This is a genomic window from Enterococcus sp. DIV0436a (genome assembly GCF_051711605.1).
GTDB lineage: Bacteria > Bacillota > Bacilli > Lactobacillales > Enterococcaceae > Enterococcus_B > Enterococcus_B faecium.
In genome coordinates this window covers 614361-639605 of sequence record NZ_JBIONA010000001.1, presented here as the reverse complement: position 1 = coordinate 639605, position 25245 = coordinate 614361, and the positions used below count along the sequence as shown (strand labels likewise).

Below are 25245 nucleotides of genomic sequence, written 5' to 3'. Positions count from 1 at the left end.
GAAATTACGATAGCATAAAGAAAATGATTTTGTCAACTACTTCGGGAGGATGGTGAAAAATCTGCTAAGTGTCTGTCCTAAGATTTTTGTTTTTTCTAATGTTTGCCTGTGTTCCATTGCTTCTTCTAAACCTATTGGACCCAAATGAATACTTAAGACAATTGGGAGAAAATCAGAAAGTCCTTCTAGCTCTTGGTCTCTACTTCCGCAAATAGCGATTATTGGTTTTCGATATTTTTTTGCAAGCACTGCTACACCGTATGGAACTTTTCCGTGGATCGTTTGCTGATCGATCCGCCCTTCTCCTGTAATGATGACATCTGCTTGTTCGATCTTTTTTTCCAATCCAGTGATTTGGCTGACTAAATCGAAACCAGAAACCATCTTCGCTCCCAACAAAAAAAGGGCTCCACCAATACCGCCTGCTGCTCCACTTCCTGGAATATCATCTAAATCCACCTCCCAGAAATCTTTTATTTGCTGAGCAATCTTTCCTGCTTGTTTATCTAAGAAAGCTAGCGTCGTATCTATTCCTCCTTTTTGTCTTCCAAATTGCCAAGCAGCTCCTTGTTGACCTGTATATGGATTGGTAACATCTGCAGCGATAATCAATTTTACTTTAGAAACAAGAACGTTTCTTCGATCAAAATGAAGTTTTTTAGTAGATAATAAAGGATTTCCTTCTGTGTACCCTTCTAAAGAAGCACCCAAGGATTGGAGTAATCCTAGACCACCATCGCTACACCCGCTTCCTCCTAAAGTGACAATAATTTGTTCTACTTCTTGAAGCAGTGCATCTTTAATAAGTTCTCCTAAGGCATAACTGGAAGCAAGTCGGATAGTTTGATCCGTTGGTTTATCAAGTAGATCTAACCCCAATGCTTGTGCAGATTCGATGACTGCGGTGTTTTTTCCTTGCCAAGTTGTCAATAAATAGCTGATTTTTCGCTGACGGAATAAGAGATCCATCCCATCAATGGTACGCCATGTTCCCCTGAGCGCGTAATAGATTGCTTCTGCAGTATTTTCTCCGCCATCTGCAATCGGCACATTGATTTTTCTTCCTTTACGATCTTCCCAGCCATTTAGAACTGCCTGATTTAGTTCAAATGAAGAAGCACTTCCTTTAAATGAATCAATTGCCGCCAAAATATCCATCTGTATCCCTCACTTTCTTCTTAAGTAAGACACTTTTTTTCATTTTTTTCAAACAAAACAATGCTATTTTCTTCCATTTTTCTATATACTAAAAGGGAACTCATTGAATAAAGGAGAGAAAAAACATGAAAATCGCAATAGCTGGGGCCGGAGCAATGGGCAGCCGAATCGGATTGATGCTACATCAAAGCGGAAATGAGGTCCTCTTGATCGATCGTTGGCCTGCTCACATTGAAGCCATTCGTACAAATGGGTTGATTGCTGACTTTAACGGTAAAGAAGTGGTCGCAAAACTGCCAATCTATTCACCAGAAGAAATCATCGAAAGCAACGAACACGTGGACTTGATCGTAGCATTAACAAAAGCCAATCAATTAGATGATATGTTTTGTTCGATCCAATCCATTATTACTGACAATACTTATGTTTTGTGTTTACTAAATGGATTAGGTCATGAAGATGTACTGGAAAAATATGTGCCAAAGAAAAATATCTTATTTGGGATCACGATGTGGACAGCTGGTCTAGCTGGTCCCGGAAAAGTCACATTGTTAGGTGATGGAGAAATCGAACTAGAGAACTTGGAACCAGAAGGCGAAGCATTTACAAAAAAAGTTGTAGAAGTCTTTCAAGAAGCAAATTTAAATCCGATCTATAGCCATAACGTTCGTTATTCCATTTGGCGAAAAGCTTGTGTAAATGGAACATTGAATGGTTTATGCACGATTTTGGATTGTAATATTGCTGAACTAGGCGCGCAAAAAGCGGCAGAGAGCATGGTTCGAACAATCGTATCTGAATTTGCTTCTATCGCAGCAAAAGAAGGAATCATACTAGATCAAGAAGAAGTGTACCAACATATTGCTTCTACTTATGATCCTGACAACATCGGGTTGCATTACCCATCTATGTACCAAGACCTGATCAAAAACCATCGTTTGACTGAAATCGACTACATCAATGGTGCCATTTGGCGAAAAGGACAAAAATATGATATTGCTACACCATATTGTGCCTTTTTGACCCAATTAGTCCATGCAAAAGAAGGAATCCTTGGCGCAGAATAAAAGGCTCTCTGATGAGAATCAGCTGAATCAGCAGCTGGTTCTCTTTTTTTAAGCCCAATAAAAGATCAAAAAGAAAACACAACTCTCATGATGCCATAAGAATTGTGCTTGTTTGTTTCAGTACATAATCTCTTCAAAATGTAGGTTTTTTATTTGTTTTCAACAGAGGAGAGGTCATATTCGTATTGCTCATAAATAGTGGAATCGTTAGTGATAAATCGTTTTGCCCAATTTTCTGCATCATAAAATTCCAATAGCTCTGATAGGATTGGCTTAAATGGTGTATGCAGAAATTCCGGTAATTCATCTAAATCACGTTCTCGAAGCAAAAAAATATTTTCAGGACGATAAAAATGATAATGAGCAATCGCTTGATTATCCGTCACTAGTTTCTTTTGAAAATACATGGATTCAAATGTCCGCAAAGTCACTCCTTGCTGACCCTCCCGCAACAGTTCCAGAATCCCGCGCGATTCCCCTGTTTTTTTCAGGTACTCTTCATAAGTAAGATATCCAGGTTGTTCATTCCCTCGATGTGGAAGAATGAAATAGTTGGTCGTAACATCTCTTTTTATAAATTCCTGCTTATAGCTTTCTGCTCGTTCTTTTCTCCCATTATTCGTTGCACCAAAAAATAGATCCGTCTTTGGTTCGCTAGAAGAAAAATTCATATGTTTCGAATAAAATGAACTATTATGTTTCAGCCCAAGTTCTTTTGCTTCCAAAAAATCAAAATGATAAATCTCATCGATTGCCGGTTCATCTTGTGCCTGCTTCAGCATCGCCTCGTGTTCTGCTTTGAAGTGATTCCAAAAAAATAACACAATTTTTGCATTGGTAAATGGGCGCACGCGTCGAGCCATCTCCATATCAAATCCATAATCTAAAAAAACGATCAGCTGATAATTTGCCAACTGTTGTCTAGCTGATTTAATGAATTCCGACTGTAGTAAATCTTTTCCGGACCAAACATCTAAAGAGCGGATGGAAGGCAAAAAATAAAGTGATTTATTTTTTGCAACTAGCAGTACGTCATTTTTGTTCATCTTTTCCGCCTCACTTTCTCTGTCACTTTTTCCTATGATAGCCTGTTTAAATAGTAAAAAGCCAGTAAAACGTTTCCTATATTTGTATGAAAATTTAACATTTGTATGAAAATATGATGAAATAAATCATTCTTCTATTAAAATTCGCCTAAAAGTTTTCTGAATAGTTGTAATTGTCTGAAAATTTGTTATCATTAGTCATTGTTAAATATTGCTATTTATTCTTAATATAAATTTTGATTGTGAATTTAAAAGAAAGAGGTCATTTATGGAAGATAAAAAATTGAAAAAACAACTTAGCTCCAGACATATCACCATGTTAGCTTTAGGTGGAGCAATCGGTGCAGGTCTATTTAAAGGAAGTGGCGAAGCGATTGGGATCGCCGGCCCTTCTGTATTGATTGCTTTTTTGATTGGTGGGCTGATTTTATATATCGTGATGAAAGGTCTGGGAAAAATCGTTTTAAGCGGTGGCGACACGCATCACGGATTATCTGGTTTGATACGCCCTTATCTAGGTGCTCATTCTGCTGATTTTACTGATTGGGTCTACTGGTCTATGTGGATTATCAATATCATCGCTGAAGCTGTTGCAGCTGCTTCCTTTTTGCAGTTGTGGTTCCCGCACATTCCAGCCTGGGTATTTGTTTTTATGTTGGCTGTTTTAACTACGATCATCAATCTTTATTCGGTACGGTTATTCGCAGAAACAGAATATTGGCTGGCTTTTGCTAAAATCAGTGTCATTATCTTACTGATCATTTTTGCTACTTATCTTGTCGGTCAGCAAATGTTGGGCACAGGCGTTTTCCCTACCCTTCAGCAATTGACTGACCATGGTGGGTTTACTCCTCATGGTATGAAGGGAATCATCAGTTCTTTGCTTGTAGTTATCTATTCTTACGGCGGTTCTGAACTGATTGCTATCACGGTAAGCGAAGCAGATGATCCTAAACGTGCGATTCCTAAAGCAATCAAAGGTGTCATGGGAAGAATCATTTCCTTTTACATCATTCCTTTGTTTTTGCTTTTGATTCTTTTTCCTTGGAATACTTTAGCAGGCACGAATGTCAGTCCTTTTGTGATGGTATTTGAAAAAATGAATATCCCATTTGCAGCGGATATCGTCAATTTTGTGATTGTCCTTGCTTTGTTCTCATCTATCAATTCGGGTGTGTATGCATCTTCAAGAATTTTGTTCTTCCGTTTGAAGGATCGAAAAGGTTCCTCTAGAAAACTAGCTGTTTTAAACAAGCATCAAGTACCGCAACGTGCTGTTTTATTTTGTACCAGTGTTCTTTATCTTGGTGTAGCTCTTTCTTATTTTGTCGGTGACAAATTATTTGGCTATCTGGCAGGTTCCCTTTCGTATACAGTATTATTGATCTGGATCATTATCAGTGCGGCATCCTTTGTACTGGCACTAAGAAAAGGAACATTATGGGATAAAGGAATCAGCTTTTTTGCATTAGCTGTCTTAGGATTGATTTTCCTTGGTATCCTGTTCACGAACTCCATTGGGGTAACTGTATTGACTGGCCTGCTTTACCTGTTCATTTATTTCAGTTATCAAAAAAAGAATGATGCGTTCGTATTGACGAATGAATGAAATCGATAGAAAATTTTATTTTATTTATGTGGAATAGATGGAGCTATTGAAGAAAGGAGTTGTGACAAAAGTCTTGTTGCAACTCCTTTTTCCGAATAAACAGTCTCATGACCTCTTGGTAAACGGTGTTCAAAAACCCTCTGTGCAAAATAATTGATTGTTCTCCATGCTCATGACATGATAGAAGAAAGGAATGAAAAAAAGGAGTTTGTTTTAAATGAAAAAGTATTGGAAGTTTTTGTTGATGATCGGTGTTTCAACGGTAGTTATGTTTGGTATGATGTACTTGAATGTCTATGCGCTCGATCATATCTTCTTCAGTCGTACACGAGTATTCATGGCGTTGATGATGGGTGCAGTCATGGCAGTCATCATGCTGTTGTTCATGTGGAAAATGTATGAAAACAAAAAGATAAATGTTATGATCTTAGCCGCTAGTCTTCTTGTTTTTGCCGGTTCCTTGTTTATGGTACGAAGCCAAACTACTGTCAACGACACAGCTTGGATGAAGGCCATGATTCCTCATCATTCTATCGCTATCCTGGCAAGTAAACGAGCTGATTTAAAAGATCCTGAAGTAAAAAAATTAGCGGAAGAAATCATTCAGGCACAAGAAGAAGAGATCGACAAAATGAAAAAAATGATCAAAGAAATGGAATGACCATTATCCGTCCAAATAAAAAAAGAGGATGTTCCAGAAGTTATCAGCTTCAAGAAATAAGAAGAAGCTACTTCTGGAACGCCGTGAATAAGGGGTTGTGAAAAAGCTGCCCTGCATCAAGTAATAAGAACAGCCAAACAAAAATAGCTTCTCCTATTTTTCGTTTGGTTAGGCTTATTACCGCAGATGCAAGCTTTTGAACACCGTTTATTAAGAGGTTGTAAAATCAGCGTTCTGACCTGAGTATTAGAGAGACAAATGGAAAAATAGTTCCTCATATTTTGCCATTTTTTGAGCTAATACCGAGGGTCAGCTGATTGAACACCGTTTATCGAGAGGTTGTGAAAAAGTCGCTTAGTTTCGCGTATTAAGAAAAATTTTGTGAAATGGCTTTCCACATTTTTGTATAAATTTGGCTTAATACCGAGAAACTGGCTTTTGAATACCGTTTATTCGTAAAAGGGATTGTGACAAAAGTCTTGTCACAATCCCTTTTTATGTTTTTATTGTTCTAATTGCGCTGTCTTGCTTACTGCTTCTTGCGGTTTCACAAATTTTTTTGAGATTCCCCAACCTGTGAAGGCACTGACCATCGAAAACACAGGAGAAAGCAAACTGAAAAATACGAATGGCAAGTAAGTGAGTGTAGGAATACCAAATGTACTTGCTACGAAACTTCCGGCAATTCCCCAAGGCACTAAGTAGTTGATTACTGTTCCACCATCTTCTAGCGTTCTACCTAATACAGTTGGATCAAATCCTGCTTTTTCATAAGTTTCTTTAAATGCATTACCAGGCAGAATAACAGATAGGAATTGTTCACCAATAAAAATATTTACTCCGATACTTGTCATCAATGTTGTAAAAATCAAATTTGGTGTGTTCGTCATCTTTCTTGATACTCGTTCCATCACGGTTGAGATCAAGCCAAATTCGATCAACAATCCACCTAATGACAAAGTTAGAATAATCAATGACACAGTAGGCATCATACTTTCGATTCCTCCGCGGCTAAGCAGTGAATCGATTTGTTGGTTTCCAGTATTTGAAACAAACCCTGATTCGATGACCCCAGCCAACTTCGTTAAGGAAGTTTGTGGGTTTTGAATAAAAATCATTCCTACTGCTACAGCGATATTCAACAAAATCGTTAAAATTGCCGGCACCTTTTTCCATGCACACAGTAACATTAAAAATAAAGGAATCAGTGACCAGATTGAAATAGTAAAGTTTGCTTCTAGAACATCAGTCACTTCACGAATAGATGAAAGACTTGCGGCTTTACTTGTGTGTCCTAAAATCATGAATAAAAAGAAAGAAACAACAAATGCCGGGACAGTTGACCACATCATATGCTTGATGTGTTTGAACAAATCGGCATCAACAATAGCCGCTGCTAGATTTGTTGATTCGGATAATGGAGACATCTTATCTCCAAAAACGGCACCTGAAACAATAGCTCCAACAACCAGCGCTGGATTTAAGCCTAGTGTTGTCCCAATACCGAAAAATGCAATCCCAATCGTTGACATAACAGTAAAGGCACTCCCTACAGCGCTACCTACGATTGCACACACAACAAATACAGAAGGGACAAACCACTGGACACTGATCAATTTGAACCCAATGACCATTAGAGTTGGAATGATCCCTGCTTGTATCCATACAGCAATCAATGAACCGACTAAAATAAAAATAAAGATTGGGATGATTCCTGGTTTGATGCCATTGATGATTCCTTCGTGCAGCCAATCTGTCGGGTATCTTTTTATCACTGCATACAACATGACCATTCCGATCGCTGCTAAGATCGTGATATTAGGTGAGACCTTTAATCCGACAACGCCAATCGCAATGCCTAAAACAATAACCATTAATACAAGTGTTGCTTCTAAAAAACTTGGTGTTCCTTTTTTTCCCATGATAATCTCTCCTTTTTTAGTTGTTCTTATGTTCTAAAAAAGTTAAGATATCGGATTACTCCGCCGCAATTCATCCGCGATTCCTCCTTTATAAAAATAAAAAGACCTGTTTTAAACTAAGGACGAATGACTCCGCGGTACCACCTTAATTAAAAACAGATCTGTTTTTCACTTTCAAACTTTTATTCAAATGTATGGACTTTCCATGTAATTCGTCAATTAGGCTTGATCGGTTCACAGCGACCACCGACTTTCTGAACAAAACACCTAACCGCTACTGCGTGAAAAGTTGACTTGTACGAAGTTTACCTTCCATAAGATCATTTGTCAATGAAAAAGAAAATATTTTTTCATTTTTCTGAAAATTATTTTTATAACTTTCACACACAAGTTTATTTTTTACTAGAAAGTAGCACCCTCTTGTTTTTTTCTTGCTACTATTTCTTGATGTTCTTGCTTGATTCTTTCTAATAGCTTTGGCTCTTTCAACAGATCAAGAGCTGTATTGGCGAGTAGTTCTGCTGCAATCGCAATAGAAGCAAGGCCTTTGTCACTTTTAGCAGCAGCTTTGAATTCTTCTGTGTGTCCGGCAATATATGTCTCAGAGATTGCTACCGTAGGCTGGATTGTTGGTATGACTTGGCTGACATTTCCTACATCAGAAGAACCGAGACTTGTTCTTTGTTCCGTTTCTATTTCTTCATCTGGAACACCTGCTTCTTTTGCATGCTGGAAGAATAAGTCATCAAAAGAAGGAGTAACGATGACATCATCAACTGCATTTTGGAACAATCCAAACTCAAAAGTCGTGCCCGTACTTATCGCAGCACCTCGTACGATATTTTCCACTTTTTCATATACTTTATCTAATGTTTGCCGATTTCCTGCACGTAAATAGAAACGTCCAGCAGCGTAATCTGGAATGACGTTGGCAGCTACTCCTCCGTCTGTAATGATCCCATGGATATTGACATCTTTTGGCAATTGCAAGCGTAGAGCGTTGATTCCATTAAACACTTGGATCAATGCTTCCAAAGCATTTACTCCTTTTTCAGGTGCTGCTGCTGCATGGGAAGCGACACCGTAAAATTTGATGTCGACTGGATCATTCGCTAAAGATTCTGTCGTTTTCCCATAACGAAAAGCTGGATGGACGCATAACGCTACATCGACATCCGCAAAAAAACCTTCTCGAACAAAGCTGCCTTTAGCTGATCCGTTCTCGCCCCCTTCTTCCCCTGGGGTGCCATATACACGGATTTCTCCACCAGTTTCATCAATGAATTGCTTCACTATGCTGGCGGCTAATACGGAGTAAGTACCAAACAAATTATGCCCGCATGCATGACCAATACCTGGTAAAGCATCGAATTCTGCCAAAAAGGCAATTGTGGGACCGGGTTTATTGGAAATATAACGTGCATCAAAGGCTGTTCGGTGTCCAGCTACTTCTTTTTCTACCCAAAACCTTTCTTTTTCTAATTGTTTAATCAACGCTGCTGAGGAATAAAACTCATAGTTACTTACTTCAGGATGTTCGTGGATATCTAGAGCAAGTGCTTGATATTCTGGTAAACGATATTGGATTAGATCCTTCAATTGGTTTGTTGAGATTGTTGTTGTCATAAAAAATTCCTCCTATGCTAGTCATTTTTCTTATTTTCTCCCGAATGTTTCCCATGCAGGCACGCTTGATCCTTTTGATGTTTTCTCGATTACTTTGACTGTGTCTTCTGTTTGATAAGCGTCTACTATTTTTTGATACGTTTTATTGTTTTCATCTTCTTTTCTTGCAACGATGATATTCACATAAGGACGTGCATGGTCATCCACTGGTTCTAAGAAGATGGCATCAGAAGCAGGATTAAATCCAGCATCTACAGCTACACCGCTATTGATCACTGAAATGTCTACATCTGACAAAGCACGTGCTGTTTGGGAAGCATCTAATTCAGAAATGTCTAGATTTTTTCTATTCTCGGTAATATCAGAAACAGTGGGCGCTTGTCCTTTTGCCTTATCCACTTTGATCAATCCAGCAGTTTGCAATAACAGAAGAGCTCTGCCGCCATTTGTAACATCATTAGGGATTGCTACTTTTGCTCCGTCTTTGATATCAGCTACATCCTTCAAAGTGTTAGAATAAATTCCCAGCGGTGCATTGACAGTATTTCCGATCGATACTAAATCAGTTCCGTGTTCTTTATTGTAATTGTCTAAAAAGAATTGATGTTGGAAAGAATTCAAATCAATCGATCCATCTGCTAAAGCCACATTTGGTTGATTGTAATCTGTAAATTTCACGTATTCCAAATTAATGTTCTCCTTTTTCAAACGGTCTTTCACGTTGTCCCATACATCTGTATCTTCTCCAATAATCCCTAGTTTTACGATAGTTTCTTTTTTGTCAGTTGTATCTGCTTTTCCTTGGCTACACCCTGCCAACCAAATAATTGCTACAAATGTAATGACTACAAAACGAATAATTTTTTTCATTTTTTCTCCTCCACTTTCAATGTGTAATTTTTTTAATCAGTTGATTACTGATAAATTGACTTAAAAAAACTAAGATTAGAATCAATAATGTAGCCACAATCGTTACATCTGTTTGGAATCGATTATACCCTCTCGATATAGCAAGATTCCCTAATCCGCCTGCACCTACTGCTCCAGCCATGGTAGTCAGTCCGATCACGTTGATGATAGTCAACGCCGAGACCCGAATGATACCAGGCAAACCTTCTAACAAATACACACGTAAAATGATACCGATTGGACTGGTTCCCATCGCTTCTGCCGCTTCGATCACCCCAGGATCAACTTCTAGCAGTGCGTTCTCGATTTGACGAGCAAAAAACGGAACAACTCCAAAAATCAATGGCACTAAAGCTGCTTTCGCACCAATCGTCGTTCCAACTAAGAAACGAGTAGTCAATGCTAAAAGAGAAAGCAAGATAATGAAAGGGATGGAACGAATGATATTGATCAGCTTATCAAGTATTTCAAATAGCAGACGGTTAGCTAGTAATCCATTAGGGCGTGTCACTACTAACGTCACACCTAAGATGATTCCAATCATCCCGCCAATGAATGCTGTCCAAAAAGACATATATAGTGTTTGCTTCGTCGCTTCGACAAATTCATCCGGAATCAAATAAACATTGGGCAAATATGTTTTAAAGAAATCAGTCATTTTATCTTCCTCCTTCGATCACTTTGATACGACTATCTAATTCGTTTTTTTGTAAAATATTTATTTTTACACCAGATTTGATCAAATAATCCAATGCTTTTTTCCGCTGTTTGGTTTCTCCAGCTAAAGTAACGATCAAACTCCCTAACGGCGTTTCTTGTAATAACTCTACATTGCCATATAAAATATTCGCTGTTACTTGATATTTGCTGTACAGATGAGCGATTAGAGGTTCGTTCGTCTGATTTCCAATATAACTTAATTCCACCAGCCATTTATTGGCGATCTGATCGGCAAAAGCAGAATGGGCAATGATCGTTTCTAATGCTTGGTCAAGATGAGTAGCTGTTCGAATAAAATCTTTGGTCAATTCTTCTTCAGGATTGCTGAAGATCTGGATGCTGCTACCTTTTTCAACGATTCTTCCATCTTCCATAACCGCTACCTTGTTGCAGATTTCTTTGACAACTTGCATCTCATGAGTGATCAGGACGATTGTTAAACCTAACTGGCGATTCAATTTTTTTAACAATGCAAGGATCTGAAGGGTCGTTTTCGGATCAAGTGCACTGGTTGCTTCATCACATAATAATACCTTAGGTTCATTCGCCAAAGCTCGTGCGATTGCTACTCGTTGTTTTTGTCCCCCCGACAGTTGTTTAGGATAAGCAGATGCTTTTTCTTCCAAACCGACAAGTTCCAGTAGTTCATTCACTTTTTGACGACGTTCCTGTTTCGATTTTCCAGAATACTTTAAAGAAAAATCAACGTTGTCAAAAATAGTTCGGCTTTCCATTAGATTGAAATGCTGAAAGATCATACCGATGGCCTTTCTTTCTTTTCGCAATTCTTTGGGAGAGAGCTGACTCAAATTCGTCTGATTGACAATGACTTCTCCTGCTGTTGGTTTCTGCAGCAAATTCATCACACGAACTAACGTACTTTTCCCTGCACCTGAGTAACCGACGATTCCATAAACATCGCCTTTTTCAATCGTTAAATCTACAGAATCTACTGCCTGTATCTCTTTTTCTTTTTGTTTGAAACATACAGAAACATCTCGCAATTCAATCATTAAAATTCCTCCTTATCTAAAAAAAGCGTCCTCAAGAAAATGAAAATGTCATTTTCTTGAGGACGCTTTTTTGCGTGTTACCACCTCATGTTCAAGCTGTGTTCACACACAACTCCTCTTCAAGTACGATCATACTCTAGCAAGATATCGGTCGCAGCCGTCATCGCCTTACATCTATGCTCGGGATGAATTGCTCGATGGCCATTTTCCAATAGTCGTTCCTTGCTTCTTCTCAGCTACCGAAGCTCTCTGTCAAAGGTTCTTCTATCGTACTTACCATTTCAATGCAAATAATATTCAAAAAAAAAGTCCTTTTACTAACATAAACTATGTCAGTAAAAGGACGACGTATCGCGGTACCACCTTTTTTCGGAAGTTTCCTTCCCTCAAGCCCAACATCTCAAAAAGAGAGATTGGCGTTCGTTTTAACGGTCGAACAGTTCCGAATTTGCCTACTTATCGACAAATTATTCTCCAAGGCCATTTTCAGCTTTTCTTACTTGACTCTTCTCACCAGCCAGAGCCTCTCTGCAAAGTTTCCAAACTTACTTTCCTTTTCAACGAAATCGATATTTTGTTGTTGGGATTAATCTACATGAGGAAAACTGAAAAGTCAAGTACGAAATTCAAATTATTTTTTCTATATTTATTTTTCTGTTTTTTTATTTAACATTTCAATAACAGTTCGAAGATCTTTTCCTTCCGCAAGAAGTTTCAATTTTTCCTTTTCTTCGACGGTATAATTTCGGACAAAACTGGAATCAGGTATCAAAACAACGCCTAATCCTGCTCGTGAAGCAGCTGTTGCTCCTACTAAAGAATCTTCCACTGCAAAGGCTGAACTAGCTTCTAATCCTGTTCGTTCCAAAGCTGTCAGATAAGGAATCGGTGAAGGCTTGTTCTCCGACACTTCGTCTCCGAATGTAAACGTGTCAAAGTAATCAGCTAATTTAAAGTGATCCAAGATATCTGTTGCTCTTTTCGTAACAGTGGTCGTAGCAATGCCTAGTTTCATATGACGTTCTTTTAAGTCTGCCAATATTTCTTTTGCATATGGTTTTAAGTGGATGGCTCCGCTTGTCAGCTGTTGATAAAAATATTCTTCACGCTTCGCTCGGACTTCCTGTACTTTTTCAGGGCTACCTGCTGCTTTCACTAAAATATCAAAACTTTGTTTCCAGTTTTTTCCGCCCCAAGCGTCAACGATTTCTTTTGGGATATGGATATCAAATTGCTGAAATCCCCAAAGCCAGCCATCACGATACGTTTTTTCTGTGTCAACTAACAAACCATCTAAATCAAATATTGCACCTTTCATCTATACATTAATCCTTTCCAAAACAATACACATAGTTTAGCACGACTGGTCCAAAAAGAACAGAAGCAAAGAACCAGCCTTCTCGTTTATAAGAGTTCTTGGAATCGACGGATATAGATTTTCTTCACAGCTGTCACAAGCGCCAGATAAGCGATGACTGTAGCAAATAACCATAACCAGTAATTGCCAGGAAGTGGCATCAAGCCTAATTCAGCACCAAAACTTGTAAAAGGAAGGACAGAACCGACAATAATTCCTAATGTAGTGATAACAAACATGGCAAATGTTGCGTTGCTTTGGATAAATGGTACTTTCGGTGTACGCAGTGCATGGAGCACTAAGGTTTGTGTCCATAGTGATTCGACAAACCATCCTGCATGGAATAATGCGATGAAAATCACTCGCTGTGAACTATCCAATGTATGGAAACTTCCGCCCACTACAGCAGGACAAATAACAAAATACATCAACAAGTAAGTAGTAATATCAAATATCGAACTTGTTGGACCAAAGTAAACCATGAATTCCCCAATACTAGATGCATTCCATTTTTTTGGCTCGTCCAAATATTCTTTATCCATCCGATCCCATGGCAAGGAAATGCAGGAAACATCATAGATCAGATTCAAAAACAAAAGTTGTAAAGGCAGCATTGGTAAAAATGGCAGGAACGTACTTGCAATCAGCACGGAAAACATATTGCCAAAATTAGAACTTGCTGTAGCCTTGATATATTTCATGATATTCCCAAAAGTTTCTCGTCCAGAAAGAAGGCCTCTTTCCAAAATCGTCAAATCTTTTTCTAAAAGGATCACGTCTGCAGATTCTTTCGCAATATCCACAGCTGTATCTACAGAAATACCGATATCAGCCACTTTCATTGCAGGAGCGTCATTGATACCATCTCCTAAAAATCCGACAGTATGACCATTTTTACGTAAAGCTGTCGTCAAACGTGCTTTTTGCTGAGGATTCAATTTTACGAATACTTCATGGTCTTCAGCTACTTGTGCTAATTCATGATCACTCATTTCCGAGATTTTCTCACCGGTAACCAATTCATTGATCTCTAGACCTACTTGACGGCACACTGAACGTGTAACTAATTCGTTGTCCCCAGTCAGAACTTTTACAGCTACACCATGTTCTTTCAGAGCTTTCAACGCTTGTTTCGTTGTTTCTTTTGGTGGATCAAGGAAAGCAAGATAACCAATCAAAACCATGTCTGACTCATCTTTGACTGAAAATTCTCCAACGACGCTTGGATTGGTCTTTTGTGCGACACCAATCACTCGTAAGCCATCTTCATTAAGTGACTGTACTTTTGCAAGTACGGCTTCTTTTCGTTCTTTTGTTAATGGTGTAACAGTACCGCCAAGATCAATAAATTTAGAAATGTTCAGCATTTCTTCAATCGCGCCTTTTGTGATCATTTGTGTTTTACCAGCTGGATCAGCAACCACAACACTCATACGACGACGTTCAAAATCAAAAGGAATTTCATCCACTTTTTGATAATTGATCTTATCTGTATCTAAAGTTTCTGTTGCTTCATCAATGATAGCCACATCTAACAAATTTTTCAGCCCTGTTTGATAGTAGCTATTTAGATACGCATGGCGCAAAACACGATCATCTTCATTTCCTTCACAATCCATATGATATTCAAGAATGATTTTATCTTGTGTCAATGTCCCCGTTTTATCCGTACATAACACATCGATTGCACCAAAGTTCTGGATGGCATTCAAATTTTTGATCACTGTTCCTTTTTTGGCCATCACACTTGCTCCTTTGACCAAATTCGTCGTAACGATCATTGGAAGCATTTCAGGTGTTAGACCAACTGCTACAGATAGTCCAAAAAGAAAAGCTTCTAGCCAATCCCCTTTTGTAAGCCCATTGATGACGATAACTGCTGGAGCCATCAATGACATAAATTTGATCAGTAGCATGGATGTTTTATGGATGCCTAATTCAAAGCTTGATTGAATTGGTTTTTCAGATAGCGTTTCTGCTACATGACCAAATAGTGTTTCATTTCCAACAGAAACAATGATTCCTTCCGCACTTCCACTGATGACATTACTTCCCATAAAGACAAGATTTTCGTAACTTGTTTCGCTTTGCTGATCGTCTTCACATACTTTCGCATGCTTTTCTACTGGATAGCTTTCCCCTGTCAATGCTGCTTGGGAAATGAATAAATCCTTTGCGGACAATAAACGCATATCCGCTGGTATCATATCCCCTGCTGAAAGCCGAACAAGATCTCCACAGACGATTTCTTCCATAGGAATCTCTGTGTACTTTCCATTACGTTTTACAGCTGCCGTTACTTTCACAAGTGATTTCAGTTTTTCAGCCGCTTGATTGGAACGTACGGACTGAATCAACGTCATTGTCCCGCTGACGATAACCATAGTGAAGATAATGGCTACACCGAAAAGATCTTTATCTCCAGGAGCTGCTAATACATATTCCGTGATGAATGAAATAATTCCTAATGCGATCAACACTAATGTAAATGGCGTGATGTATGCTTTCAATATTTCTACAATGAATGGTGTTTTTTTGCCATATGAAATCGCATTTTCACCGTAATTTTCTCTTGAACGTTCGATTTGTTCTTCTGTCAATCCATTTGCTGATGCATGGAATAGTTCAAATAATTCTTGTTTCGTTTTTCCAGCAAAAGCTGCATAGATTTTTTGTGTATCTTTCTTTTTTTCCATCTCAATCTCTCCTTTGTGTCCAAAAGACAGCTGTTCTCGCTGCTTTTGGTCTTTAGCTATTCATCGGATCGATAGAGAAAAAACTGAAAGGGGCTGAGAACAGATAGATAATAGCCCTGGCCTTTCCTCTAGATCCTTGTTTTTCGAATGACTGTCATCCATTTGTTCTCATCTCCTTTACTAAGTAATTTTAATTCATGACTTCCAATCATTTTTCGAATAGTTATTTTTCCAATTAGACCACCTCCTTTTTATTTTTCACCGATGGGGATTTGCGGCAACAAAAAAACCTCTCGCCAAATACTCAGCGAAAGGTTTGAAAAAGCATATTAAAAAAAGCTTCTCAGATCTCATCGTTGAGTTTTGACACTGTACAACGTAAAAAGCAGATACCTGCTTTTAGCTACCTTATGAAAAGCCTTATCTCGACAATTCCTGTTCTACCCATTGGCGTCTCTCGACGTTTTTGGGCAGTAGCCTATGTTTGTATAGGAGCCTCACCTAACAAATCTTATTCGGTTTTCCTTCGTTAATATAACAACTAAAAAAGAGGATGTCAAATCAATTTTCCATGTTTTTCATACTTTTTTTAAAATACACACGTTATATTCCTGTCTCACGCGGTTTTATTTGTCTCATTTTCCACCTCCCGCTATAATAGAAATATAGTAGGAAACGAGGTGCTGTTATGGAAAGAACACTTGTTATTATCAAGCCAGACGGCGTGAGACGCCATTTAGTCGGAAGCATCATCCAACGTTTTGAAGCAAAGGGACTGGCCATTGCTGAAATGAAGTTTGAAACTATGACTCCTGAATTAGCAAAAGAACATTATCAGCACTTGACTGAGCGCAGTTTTTTTGATGAACTGATCGATTACATGACTTCCGGTCCTGTCGTTTATCTTGTGCTGGTCGGCGAGGAAGTGATCGATATCGTCCGTAAGATGGTTGGAGCAACAAAAGCTGCCGATGCTGTTCCAGGTACGATCCGAGGAGACTACGCGCTGCCGGGGACTGAAAACATCATTCACGCTTCTGATTCCCGTGATGCTGCGGTAAAAGAGATCGCCCGCTTTTTCCCGCCATTCGATATAAACAAACCGTCTGAAAAAGCGGCGAAGTGATACAAATTCTAAACTGCTGGTCTAGTTGCTGGGTTCAGCAATGGCCAGCAGTTTTTTCTCTAAGGACCTCCGTTGATTCTTTCCTAACATATATTCGAGCACTGTGAAGAATTCTTGGTAGTCTTTCGTCTTTTCTTCCCCTAAAGCAGCAGAAATCAATCTTTGATAATAATCTGCCATCAATGTTTCATAGATCACTGTACTTCTTTCTTTATGTGCTAAGCTCCGTTTCATATCTTCATTCACACTACGTGCCTTTTTCAACCGACCATTTTCTATATAAAACGAAGTCAGGTTCATTAAAAAAGTAAAGAGATACTGCTCATGATTGTTCAACTGTGCTAATCGTCGCATTCTTTTTTTGATTTTCAAATAATTGTTCTCAATGAACCGATCACTGAATATCCAAGGAAAATCAGCTAGAATAGATAGTTCAAATTGACCATAGTCTGGTATCTGCATCAAGTATTCTTCAATGATTCGGCATTCATAACGTAAAAATTCAAATTCTGTCTCAGATACTTCTGTTTTTTCGACCATGTGAAGATTCAAAACCAAATAATACAGATCTTCTGTTTTCTTAAAATGCCTACGGTTATTGCTGATCTCTTTATAAGGATCAAAGCTGTCTTCTTGTACCCGATCTAGCATTCGTCTTTTTTTCTTTAACTTTATTGGTTCATCCAGCTGGTTTCGCATCCATTCATATTCTGCAAGTGTCATGTTCATTCGCTCTAAAAATGATCTCAATGTTACAAATGACATTTTTTTCACTGAATTTGTCTCAATCCCGACTAGAGAAGTCTTAGAACAGATTCCTTCCGCTAATTGGGACTGTGTCAACTTCTTGTTGACTCGAAGTTTCTTGATCAATTCACCATCATACATAATAGTTCTCCTTTTTAATTTAAATTTTTCCACATTCAATAAATAGATACGTTAAAAAGGAAAAATACACGAAAAAAATAAAAAAATGTTTTTTTCATAAAAAATACCAACCTTCAAGCATTAGAATGTTGTCTAACTACTGAAGGTTGGTTTGATTGTTTATTGATTATTTTTTTGCTGTTCAACGTCTGTTCTTGTTACTGGATATAAGTTGGTTGTTGTTTTATTACCATTTTTTGAAAAGACACTTGTCGAATGTTCGCCTTTTTGCTTTTCGATTGCTTCATTACGTTCCGCTTCATTTTTATAGTCATATTTTTTCGGATCAATCGTCTCAAATCCGTTTGGCACATAAAACCGCAAGAGATTTTCCTGATTCAGCTTATCTGAAAGACTTAACGCAGTCTTGACTTTTTCCTGATCTTTGGAGATTTCCTCATCGATTCCTGCTGCTTTCGTATCGATGATTTCTCCTGTCTGATTATTGTAAGCTTTTCCTCCTAGGACGGTGTATTTGGGTGTCACAAAGTTCCCATTTCGAAAAGCAACTACTTGATCATGCTGAGAAGATAATAAGTCTGTACCAAAATGAAGATAATCTTTATCATCGATTCCCAATAGATGTAGTAATGTCGGCAAAACATCGATTTCTCCACCGTATTCATGATTGACTGTCCCTTTAGTATAACCAGGCATATGGATCATCAATGGCACTCGTTGCATCTGTGCGTTGTCAAATTCATCCCATGTATCTGGATCTTTACCAAGAGCGCTTGCTAAATCTTTATTATCTGTATTCGAGATCCCAAAATGATCCCCGTAAATCACAAAGATTGAATTTTGGTAAATACCAGATTTTTTCAAATACGTAAAAAATTGTTCCAATGATTGATCCAGATAATGTGCCGTTCGAACATAATTATCTACTGTGCTATTGCCAGTATTCAAAGATGGAAAGTCGAAATTCTTGTCATCCGTATAATAAGGCGTGTGGTTGGTTACGGAAAGAAATTTCGTGTAAAACGGCTGTTGTAGATGCTCAAGATATTGGGCAGATTCTCTGAATAAATCTTTATCTAATATCCCATAACCTAACGTTTCGTCGGATTCATCAAAATAAGATCGATCAAAGAAATTGTCATAACCTAAGTTTTTATATACATGATCTCTATTCCAAAAACTAGCTACATTCCCATGGAAAACAGCGCTTGTATAGCCTTGCTTTTGTCCAAGGATCGCTGGTGCGGCTTGAAAGACATTGTCTGACCCAAGTTCTGTGAATAATGAGCCTTGAGGTAAACCAAATGTGCCAGTTTCCAACATATTTTCAGCATCACTTGTCTTTCCCTGTCCTACTTCATGAAAGAAATTGTCAAAGCTGATCGTTGCTTGATTCTGGAAAATACTATTTAAAAACGGTGTGACTTCTTGTCCGTCTACCTTCATATTAATCAAAAACTGCTGGAAACTTTCTAAATGGAGAACGATCACATTTTTCCCTTTAGCGATCCCAAATGTTTCGGGATTTGGCTCTGCATAATGTTTCTTTGTATAATCTAAAACTTCATCAATCCCATTACTGCTTGCATGCGCGCGAACACTGCTAGTCATTCCTGTTTTGATTCCGTCATAAATAGTATACGCATCGATTCCTAGATATTTGACAATATATGAACGGTCAAATGTTCGCTGCAGCAATTGTGGACGGTTGGCTTCGCTCAGCGCTAGATTTCCTGAAAAAATAAGCCCTGAAAGACAGGTAACAGCGATAGCCATCGGTTTGCCGACAGGGTTGCTTTTGATAGGTATTTTCTTGACCTTCAACCAAACCAGTAGCCCAATGAACACAGCGATATCCAGCCAGTAGATGACATCATGGGGCTTCATCAAAGAAAAGGAGCTTCCTGACAATCCTTGCGACACTTTCGAAAAGCCTAATACAGATTTGACTGTAATGAAATCTGTGAATTCCCGATAAAAAATAATATTCAAGTACAACAAAAGCGTATTTAAAATATCAATGATCAAAAGAATAGCTAACGCTGGCTTTGGCTTTTTAATATACAAAGAAAGGCCAAAAAACAATAAGGTAGTCGCAATTGGGTTGATCCACAAGATAAAGTACTGGATCGTACCTTCCACACCTAATGAAAAATCTGCATAGTAGGCAATGATCGTCTTCAGCCAGAAAAAGAAAACAGCTGTCAAAACGATTGCTAAACGATTTTGGCACAATTTTTTAAGTTGTGTCACGTATATCACTTCTCTCTATTCACATTTTTTCTTATTTTGCTCCTGAAAAATGAAAATTTCCTAAAAAAGTTGTTATCTTAAGATTTTTTTATTCTTTCTAAAGATTATTCCGTCCACTTTTCACAGCATAAAACCGCTGCGATGTAAGCGATTAAACTAATGAAGAGATAAAAGTCTTGTGGTGACCGCTTCACTCCACGGTATTCAAAAGCCAGTTTCTCGGTATTCGTACAAAAAAAGAGGCTGTGACAAAATTCTTGTCGCAGCTCCTTATTTCTTGATGCAGGACAGCTTTTTCACAACTTCTTCCTTAAACGGTGTTCTCCTGCCAACTCCTCGGCCACAAGTCACAATATTTATAAAACATGAGAAGCTGTTTTTTGAAATTGTTCCTTGTGGCTCAGAGTTAAACGGCAGGCTCAAGACCTCTTGATACACGGTGTTCAATCAGCTGACCCTCGGTATTAGATTATGTCAGGACGCTAATTTTAAACCTCTTGGTAAACGGTGTTCAAAAGCTTGCATCTGCGGTAATAAGCCCAACCAAACGAAAAATATAAGGAGCTATTTTTTGAAATTGCTCCTTGTGGCTCAGAGTTAAACGGCAGGCTCAAGACCTCTTGATACACGGTGTTCAATCAGCTGACCTTCGGTATTAGCTCAAAAAACGGCAAAATATGAGGAACTATTTTGCCGTTTGTTTCTCTAATACTCAGGTCAAAACGCTGATTTCACAACCTCTGTTTTTCATTGTCCATAGGATTGATATTGTCCTTGTGATGACTCATTCGTAATAATTGAGGCTTGATTTTCTTCACTTCCCGTTATCGTTTGTCCACTGCCAGAATCTGAAGGACTTGTTCCTGTCGACTCGTTTTTTTGAGAAGAGACAGTTGTTTTCTTGACTTGTTCATTTGTCTTTTTCCATTCCGCTAAACGATCGGCGACCACTTTTTTGTCTACTTTTTCAGAATAAGCGGTGATCACTTTTCCATTTTTCAAACGGGCTACTTTGTCGCCATCATGAGTCAAAAGCAAAACGGTCAAATGCTTGTCTTTAAATTGATATTGTCTGAGAGAAATCGCACTAAGTACGTCATCGATATTAATAAATTGATTTTCTTCTTTTCCTTTTGGCAAATAAATGTCCAATTCGCCTTTTTCGTAATTGGCAGTTATTTTATACTCCGCCCACCAATAAGTTGAGAATTCTTTTTTGAAATTATCTACTGATTCTTTGCTTGCTACGATTTTTTCTGTTTCTTTCTGAGCAAGATCTGCTGTCATTTTTCCTGAAAATGCTGCGGATAAAATAAGCAGTAAGAAAAAACCGAATAACCAAAAGAGAAGAAACGGTCTTTTTTTCCTCATGCTTTCCTCCACTCCTATTTAATTTTGACTATTCTATTATATACAAAAAATGAAATAGAAAGACAAAAAAGTTGAAAAAGATCGTAAATAATTGAACTTCTTTTTCACAAAATGGTAAGAATGGAGAATTTCACGCATTTGCTCTCAACTATTCTTTCTTAAGCCTCAAATCCGTTTTTATCTGATACGTCTTTGAACCAATGACCCGATTTTTTGATTGTTCTTTTTCCATCTTGTGCTAAGTCTACTGAAATAAAGCCATATCGATTCTTATATGCATTGGTCCACGACCAGTTATCCATACATGTCCACATATGATAGCCTAAACAATTGGCACCTTCTTGAATGGCTTGATGGACATATTTCAGATGAGATTGGACAAATTCGATCCGATAATCATCGTGGATCATGCCATCTTCTTTGATAAATCGTGCTTCGTTTTCTACACCCATACCGTTTTCAGAAATAAAGCAGTCGATATTTCCATAATGATCTCGTACATTGATCAAAATATCATAGATTCCTTGTTCATAGATCTCCCATCCGCGATAAGGATTCATTTTACGACCAGGCATTTCATAATTGTCGAAATAATCCTCAGGCATTGGACCGTTTTTAGTATCGATTGGTGTTTCTTTTGCTTTTACCCGGCGTGGCTGGTAATAATTGATACCTAAAAGATCTACTGTATTTTCTTTGATAACCGTCAAATCCTCTGCATGGATCACAGGCATGAGATCAAGTTCTTTTACTATCTCAATCAATTCACTTGGAAACTCGCCTTTTACAGCTGGATCAAGGAATGAACGATTGAAGAACGCATCTGCTATTTGCGCTGCTTTAACATCTTCAGGGTTTGATTCGTCTCTTGGATAGCTTGGTGTCAGATTCAAGATGATACCAATAACACCACCTTGCTCCATTTCATGGTAAGATTTGATGGCTAACGCTGAAGCCAACGCTTCATGATAGCCAACTTGGATCGCTTTTTTCATATCTGACTCTTCTGGATAATGCCATCGATATAAATAACCTGCTTCGACTGGAACGATTGGTTCATTATGAGTAAACCATTTTTTTACTTTCGAACCAAACAATTCAAAACAACTTTTGGCATATTTTTCATAGGCTTCAACCGTTTCTCGGTTCAACCATCCGCCTTTTTCTTGCAGATACATCGGCATATCGAAATGATACAGATTCACAAAGGGTTCGATACCGTTTTCAATCAACTCATCAAAATAACGATGATAGAAACGAACGGCTTCTTCGTTGATTGTTCCAGATTCATCAGGTATCAAACGGCTCCATTGGATAGATGTTCGAAATGAATTATGCCCAGTCTGTTTCATCAACTGTACATCCTCTTGATACTTCGTATAAACTTGCGAGGTTTTTTCAGGTCCTACTTGATCAAAGAACTTTTGCGGTTCTTTTTTGTACCAATAATCAAAAATGTTCTCTCCTTTTCCATCGCCTGAAATCCTTCCTTCTGTTTGTGGGCCACTTGCTGCAGAACCCCACCAAAAATTTGCTGGAAATTGATATTTTTTCATCAAAGCACCTCTTTTTCTTTTTTAGTTCGTTTTAGTTGATTCCATGTATGATATTTTCCATCACAATCACTTTTTCATTTTCTTCCTCTTCTTTTTTGATTCGTTTTAACAGCTGTTCTGCTGCTCGTTCCCCGATTTTATCTGTTGGTGGCGTGATCGTGATTTTCGGAAGGATACTCAGATCGTTTTTATCTAAATAATCATAGTGACTGAACGCAATATCCTTCCCGATTCTGACACCTTCTTGATTGAAACATTCGATGGCACCAATCGACATATTGTAATTGCTGACAAAAATAGCAGTTGCCCCTTTTTCTAATAATGCTTTTGCCCCGTAATAGCCGCTTTTTCTAGAATAGTCTCCTGTAAAGACCTCTAATTGGATCGATGGATCATTTTGGACCGCTTCTTTGGCTCCTGCTAAACGTTCTCTTGCTACGTAGTCTGTTTGAGTGGCAGCAATAAATCCGATTTTTTTATGTCCTTGTTCACCATGATGAGCGATCACTTTTGCTACACTTTCTCGATCATTCACTAATATTGTATCAATACCTGCTGGTCCTTCTGGACAATTCAATGCGATAACTGGAATACTCATTTTTGTGAGCATTTCAAATCCAGACCACTCTTCTTCGGATAAGAAGACAATCAGCCCATCGATCACATGCTTCATCAGGTATTCAATTTTTTGTTCAATTTTTTCTGGCTGATCGGCAAACCCGCTTAATAATAAGCTATACCCATTTTCTTCAGCTACTCTTTCGATCCCTGAGACAACTTCCGACCCAAAACGGCTGGAAATCCCGTTTATCAAAAGTCCAATAGAGAAGCTTCGATTATTCTTCAACCCTTTAGCAATGATGTTTTCTTTATAGTCCAACGCTGAAATCGCTTCTGCTATTTTTTTCATGTTCTTTTCCTTCAGTTGCTGACCATTCAAGTAACGGGAAACTGTTCCCACTGAAACACCAGCCATCTTAGCCACATCACGGATCGATGCCATACATTCTCACTCCTGCCAGTTACATTTGATTTCTCTTTCTTGTTGTTCGATTATGATGACCGCATTCTTTGCATAGTGTTGCTTGTCATCAATATCCATATAACTAAAGTCTTCAGTAGAGCAACTTCCTCTCACTATTAATTATACTTAAACAAGTATTTGAACCGGTTCATTTTTAATATAGCATTTTTTTAAAAGATTGCAACACTTTTTTTAAAACGCTTTCTGAAAGTGGCGGATTTTTTGCCTTTTTAAAATTTTATTCTAAAATTTACTCTATTTGTGGGTGTTTTGTGCGTTTTTCTCTTCCATCCGTTTGAAGTTTTACATTCCAATGGTATAATTTCTTTATCCTATCAAATGGGGGAAGTATTTTGAAGAAATTAATCGTACTATTTATTTTGTCTGCGGGACTTTTGACATTGACTGGCTGTGATTTGTTTGGCGGCTCTGACCAATCCTCGGACGAAACAACCGATTCTTCTGTCTTAAAAGCGGAAAAAGCAGATATCACCAACAGTGTATATACGCTAAAAGTACGTAAAGATATGGATTTATCCGCGGGACAGTTGACATTTACAGATAAAAAAATGGAATGGACACGCACGTATCAGACACAAGGAACTGATTCTTCTGAATCATCTGAAGAAAAAACAGTGCTGACAGATATCAAGATCACTACCAAAGATGACGAATATATTATTTCAGGAAAAGAAAATAAAAAAGAAACAACAGTCATATTTACAAAAATCGGTAATTACCGTTTGAAGGATGAGGATGGCAACATCTACAGTCTATAGTGCCGTCTGTTGGATCTTCTTTTGTTTCTCCCCTTCTTTTCTGCTATAGTAAAGAAGCAAGATGATTGTAAAGGAGACGAAATGAATGATCGATAGTCCTGATTATTGTACATGTAATAACAACAAAAATATCCATACAGAATTTAATGACCAAGGAAGCTTGAGCATATGCGACAACTGTCACAAACTAGTCAAAGATTCATTTAAAACATTTGAATCTTATCCTGTTCAAAATTATGTAAAAAGTAGAAGAAGATAAACAAATCCAAGCAAAACTCACTATGGCTGATTTTTATGAACTTCAAACTCAGCTTCTTCCTTTGATCAAGCTTCATCAGTAAAACAAACAGTGGATCATTTCAGTTTACAAATCAAAGAGTAAAGATTTATTTATTTCAAATATTTGAATATAAAATAACCAAACGATAGAAAGGCTTATTCTACATCACGTAGTAATTTTTCTT

The 25245-nt window shown here is 38.0% G+C and carries 19 protein-coding genes, 1 riboswitch and 2 other annotated features; of the genes, 5 read left to right on the top strand and 14 right to left on the bottom strand.

The features are described 5' to 3' along the window. Nucleotides 1–36: 36 nt before the first annotated feature. Nucleotides 37–1158, bottom strand: coding sequence for a glycerate kinase family protein (locus tag IGL15_RS02950; RefSeq protein ID WP_002289891.1), 1122 nt, complete (start codon nt 1156–1158; stop codon nt 37–39). 125 nt (nt 1159–1283) lie between these two features. Between IGL15_RS02950 and IGL15_RS02945 the strand changes: the two genes are divergently transcribed. Further along, nucleotides 1284–2225 (top strand): 2-dehydropantoate 2-reductase, encoded by a 942-nt coding sequence (locus IGL15_RS02945; protein WP_002296177.1) that lies wholly within the window; start codon nt 1284–1286, stop codon nt 2223–2225. Nucleotides 2226–2374: 149 nt separating this feature from the next. Here IGL15_RS02945 and IGL15_RS02940 read toward each other — a convergent pair whose 3' ends face one another. Next, on the bottom strand, nt 2375–3271 hold the full coding sequence (locus tag IGL15_RS02940; protein WP_002290034.1) for a hypothetical protein: 897 nt from the start codon (nt 3269–3271) through the stop codon (nt 2375–2377). A 268-nt stretch (nt 3272–3539) separates the two neighbouring features. Between IGL15_RS02940 and IGL15_RS02935 the strand changes: the two genes are divergently transcribed. Both IGL15_RS02935 and IGL15_RS02930 read left to right on the top strand, forming a co-directional pair. Beyond that, nucleotides 3540–4880: an amino acid permease gene (locus IGL15_RS02935; RefSeq protein ID WP_002296179.1), complete on the top strand. Its 1341-nt coding sequence runs from the start codon at nt 3540–3542 to the stop codon at nt 4878–4880. Between the two features lie 217 nt (nt 4881–5097). After that, nucleotides 5098–5541 (top strand): DUF305 domain-containing protein, encoded by a 444-nt coding sequence (locus IGL15_RS02930; protein WP_002296181.1) that lies wholly within the window; start codon nt 5098–5100, stop codon nt 5539–5541. Between the two features lie 503 nt (nt 5542–6044). Here IGL15_RS02930 and nhaC read toward each other — a convergent pair. The 7 genes from nhaC to mgtA form a co-directional block, all read right to left on the bottom strand. Beyond that, entirely contained in the window at nt 6045–7463 is a 1419-nt protein-coding gene (nhaC, locus tag IGL15_RS02925; RefSeq protein ID WP_002296182.1) for a Na+/H+ antiporter NhaC, read from the bottom strand. Between the two features lie 402 nt (nt 7464–7865). Next, complete coding sequence (locus IGL15_RS02920) at nt 7866–9089, bottom strand: M20 family metallopeptidase (protein ID WP_104765613.1); 1224 nt, start codon at nt 9087–9089, stop codon at nt 7866–7868. 30 nt (nt 9090–9119) lie between these two features. Beyond that, nucleotides 9120–9959 carry a MetQ/NlpA family ABC transporter substrate-binding protein gene (locus IGL15_RS02915; protein ID WP_002296185.1) on the bottom strand — a complete coding sequence of 280 codons (840 nt, stop codon included), beginning with the start codon at nt 9957–9959 and terminating at the stop codon, nt 9120–9122. 16 nt (nt 9960–9975) lie between these two features. Continuing rightward, entirely contained in the window at nt 9976–10656 is a 681-nt protein-coding gene (locus IGL15_RS02910; protein WP_002293786.1) for a methionine ABC transporter permease, read from the bottom strand. Nucleotide 10657: 1 nt separating this feature from the next. Next, a complete protein-coding gene (locus IGL15_RS02905; RefSeq protein WP_002293784.1) occupies nt 10658–11731 on the bottom strand; it encodes a methionine ABC transporter ATP-binding protein in 1074 nt (357 codons plus the stop codon). A gap of 55 nt (nt 11732–11786) precedes the next feature. Beyond that, nucleotides 11787–12025 (bottom strand) — a binding site (T-box leader). A gap of 42 nt (nt 12026–12067) precedes the next feature. Beyond that, nucleotides 12068–12301 (bottom strand) — a binding site (T-box leader). Between the two features lie 76 nt (nt 12302–12377). After that, nucleotides 12378–13049 (bottom strand): HAD family hydrolase, encoded by a 672-nt coding sequence (locus tag IGL15_RS02900; protein WP_002293780.1) that lies wholly within the window; start codon nt 13047–13049, stop codon nt 12378–12380. 86 nt (nt 13050–13135) lie between these two features. Beyond that, nucleotides 13136–15784 carry a magnesium-translocating P-type ATPase gene (gene mgtA, locus IGL15_RS02895; protein WP_002296188.1) on the bottom strand — a complete coding sequence of 883 codons (2649 nt, stop codon included), beginning with the start codon at nt 15782–15784 and terminating at the stop codon, nt 13136–13138. A gap of 341 nt (nt 15785–16125) precedes the next feature. Then, nucleotides 16126–16300: riboswitch (M-box (ykoK) riboswitch) on the bottom strand. A 172-nt stretch (nt 16301–16472) separates the two neighbouring features. Between mgtA and ndk the strand changes: the two genes are divergently transcribed. After that, nucleotides 16473–16910, top strand: coding sequence for a nucleoside-diphosphate kinase (gene ndk, locus IGL15_RS02890; RefSeq protein ID WP_002293327.1), 438 nt, complete (start codon nt 16473–16475; stop codon nt 16908–16910). 21 nt (nt 16911–16931) lie between these two features. Here ndk and IGL15_RS02885 read toward each other — a convergent pair whose 3' ends face one another. From IGL15_RS02885 to IGL15_RS02865, 5 genes are all read right to left on the bottom strand, one after another. Further along, nucleotides 16932–17798 carry an Rgg/GadR/MutR family transcriptional regulator gene (locus IGL15_RS02885; protein ID WP_002293329.1) on the bottom strand — a complete coding sequence of 289 codons (867 nt, stop codon included), beginning with the start codon at nt 17796–17798 and terminating at the stop codon, nt 16932–16934. Between the two features lie 159 nt (nt 17799–17957). Beyond that, nucleotides 17958–20051, bottom strand: a complete 2094-nt coding sequence (locus IGL15_RS02880; protein WP_002293776.1) for an LTA synthase family protein — start codon at nt 20049–20051, stop codon at nt 17958–17960. Nucleotides 20052–20798: 747 nt separating this feature from the next. After that, entirely contained in the window at nt 20799–21422 is a 624-nt protein-coding gene (locus IGL15_RS02875; RefSeq protein ID WP_002293828.1) for a hypothetical protein, read from the bottom strand. Between the two features lie 158 nt (nt 21423–21580). Then, nucleotides 21581–22978 (bottom strand): glycoside hydrolase family 1 protein, encoded by a 1398-nt coding sequence (locus IGL15_RS02870; protein WP_002293829.1) that lies wholly within the window; start codon nt 22976–22978, stop codon nt 21581–21583. 31 nt (nt 22979–23009) lie between these two features. Continuing rightward, a complete protein-coding gene (locus IGL15_RS02865; RefSeq protein WP_002293830.1) occupies nt 23010–23981 on the bottom strand; it encodes a LacI family DNA-binding transcriptional regulator in 972 nt (323 codons plus the stop codon). Between the two features lie 374 nt (nt 23982–24355). Here IGL15_RS02865 and IGL15_RS02860 point away from each other — a divergent pair, with 374 nt between their 5' ends. Next, nucleotides 24356–24781, top strand: a complete 426-nt coding sequence (locus IGL15_RS02860; RefSeq protein WP_002293832.1) for a hypothetical protein — start codon at nt 24356–24358, stop codon at nt 24779–24781. The last annotated feature ends 464 nt before the right edge of the window (nt 24782–25245 follow it).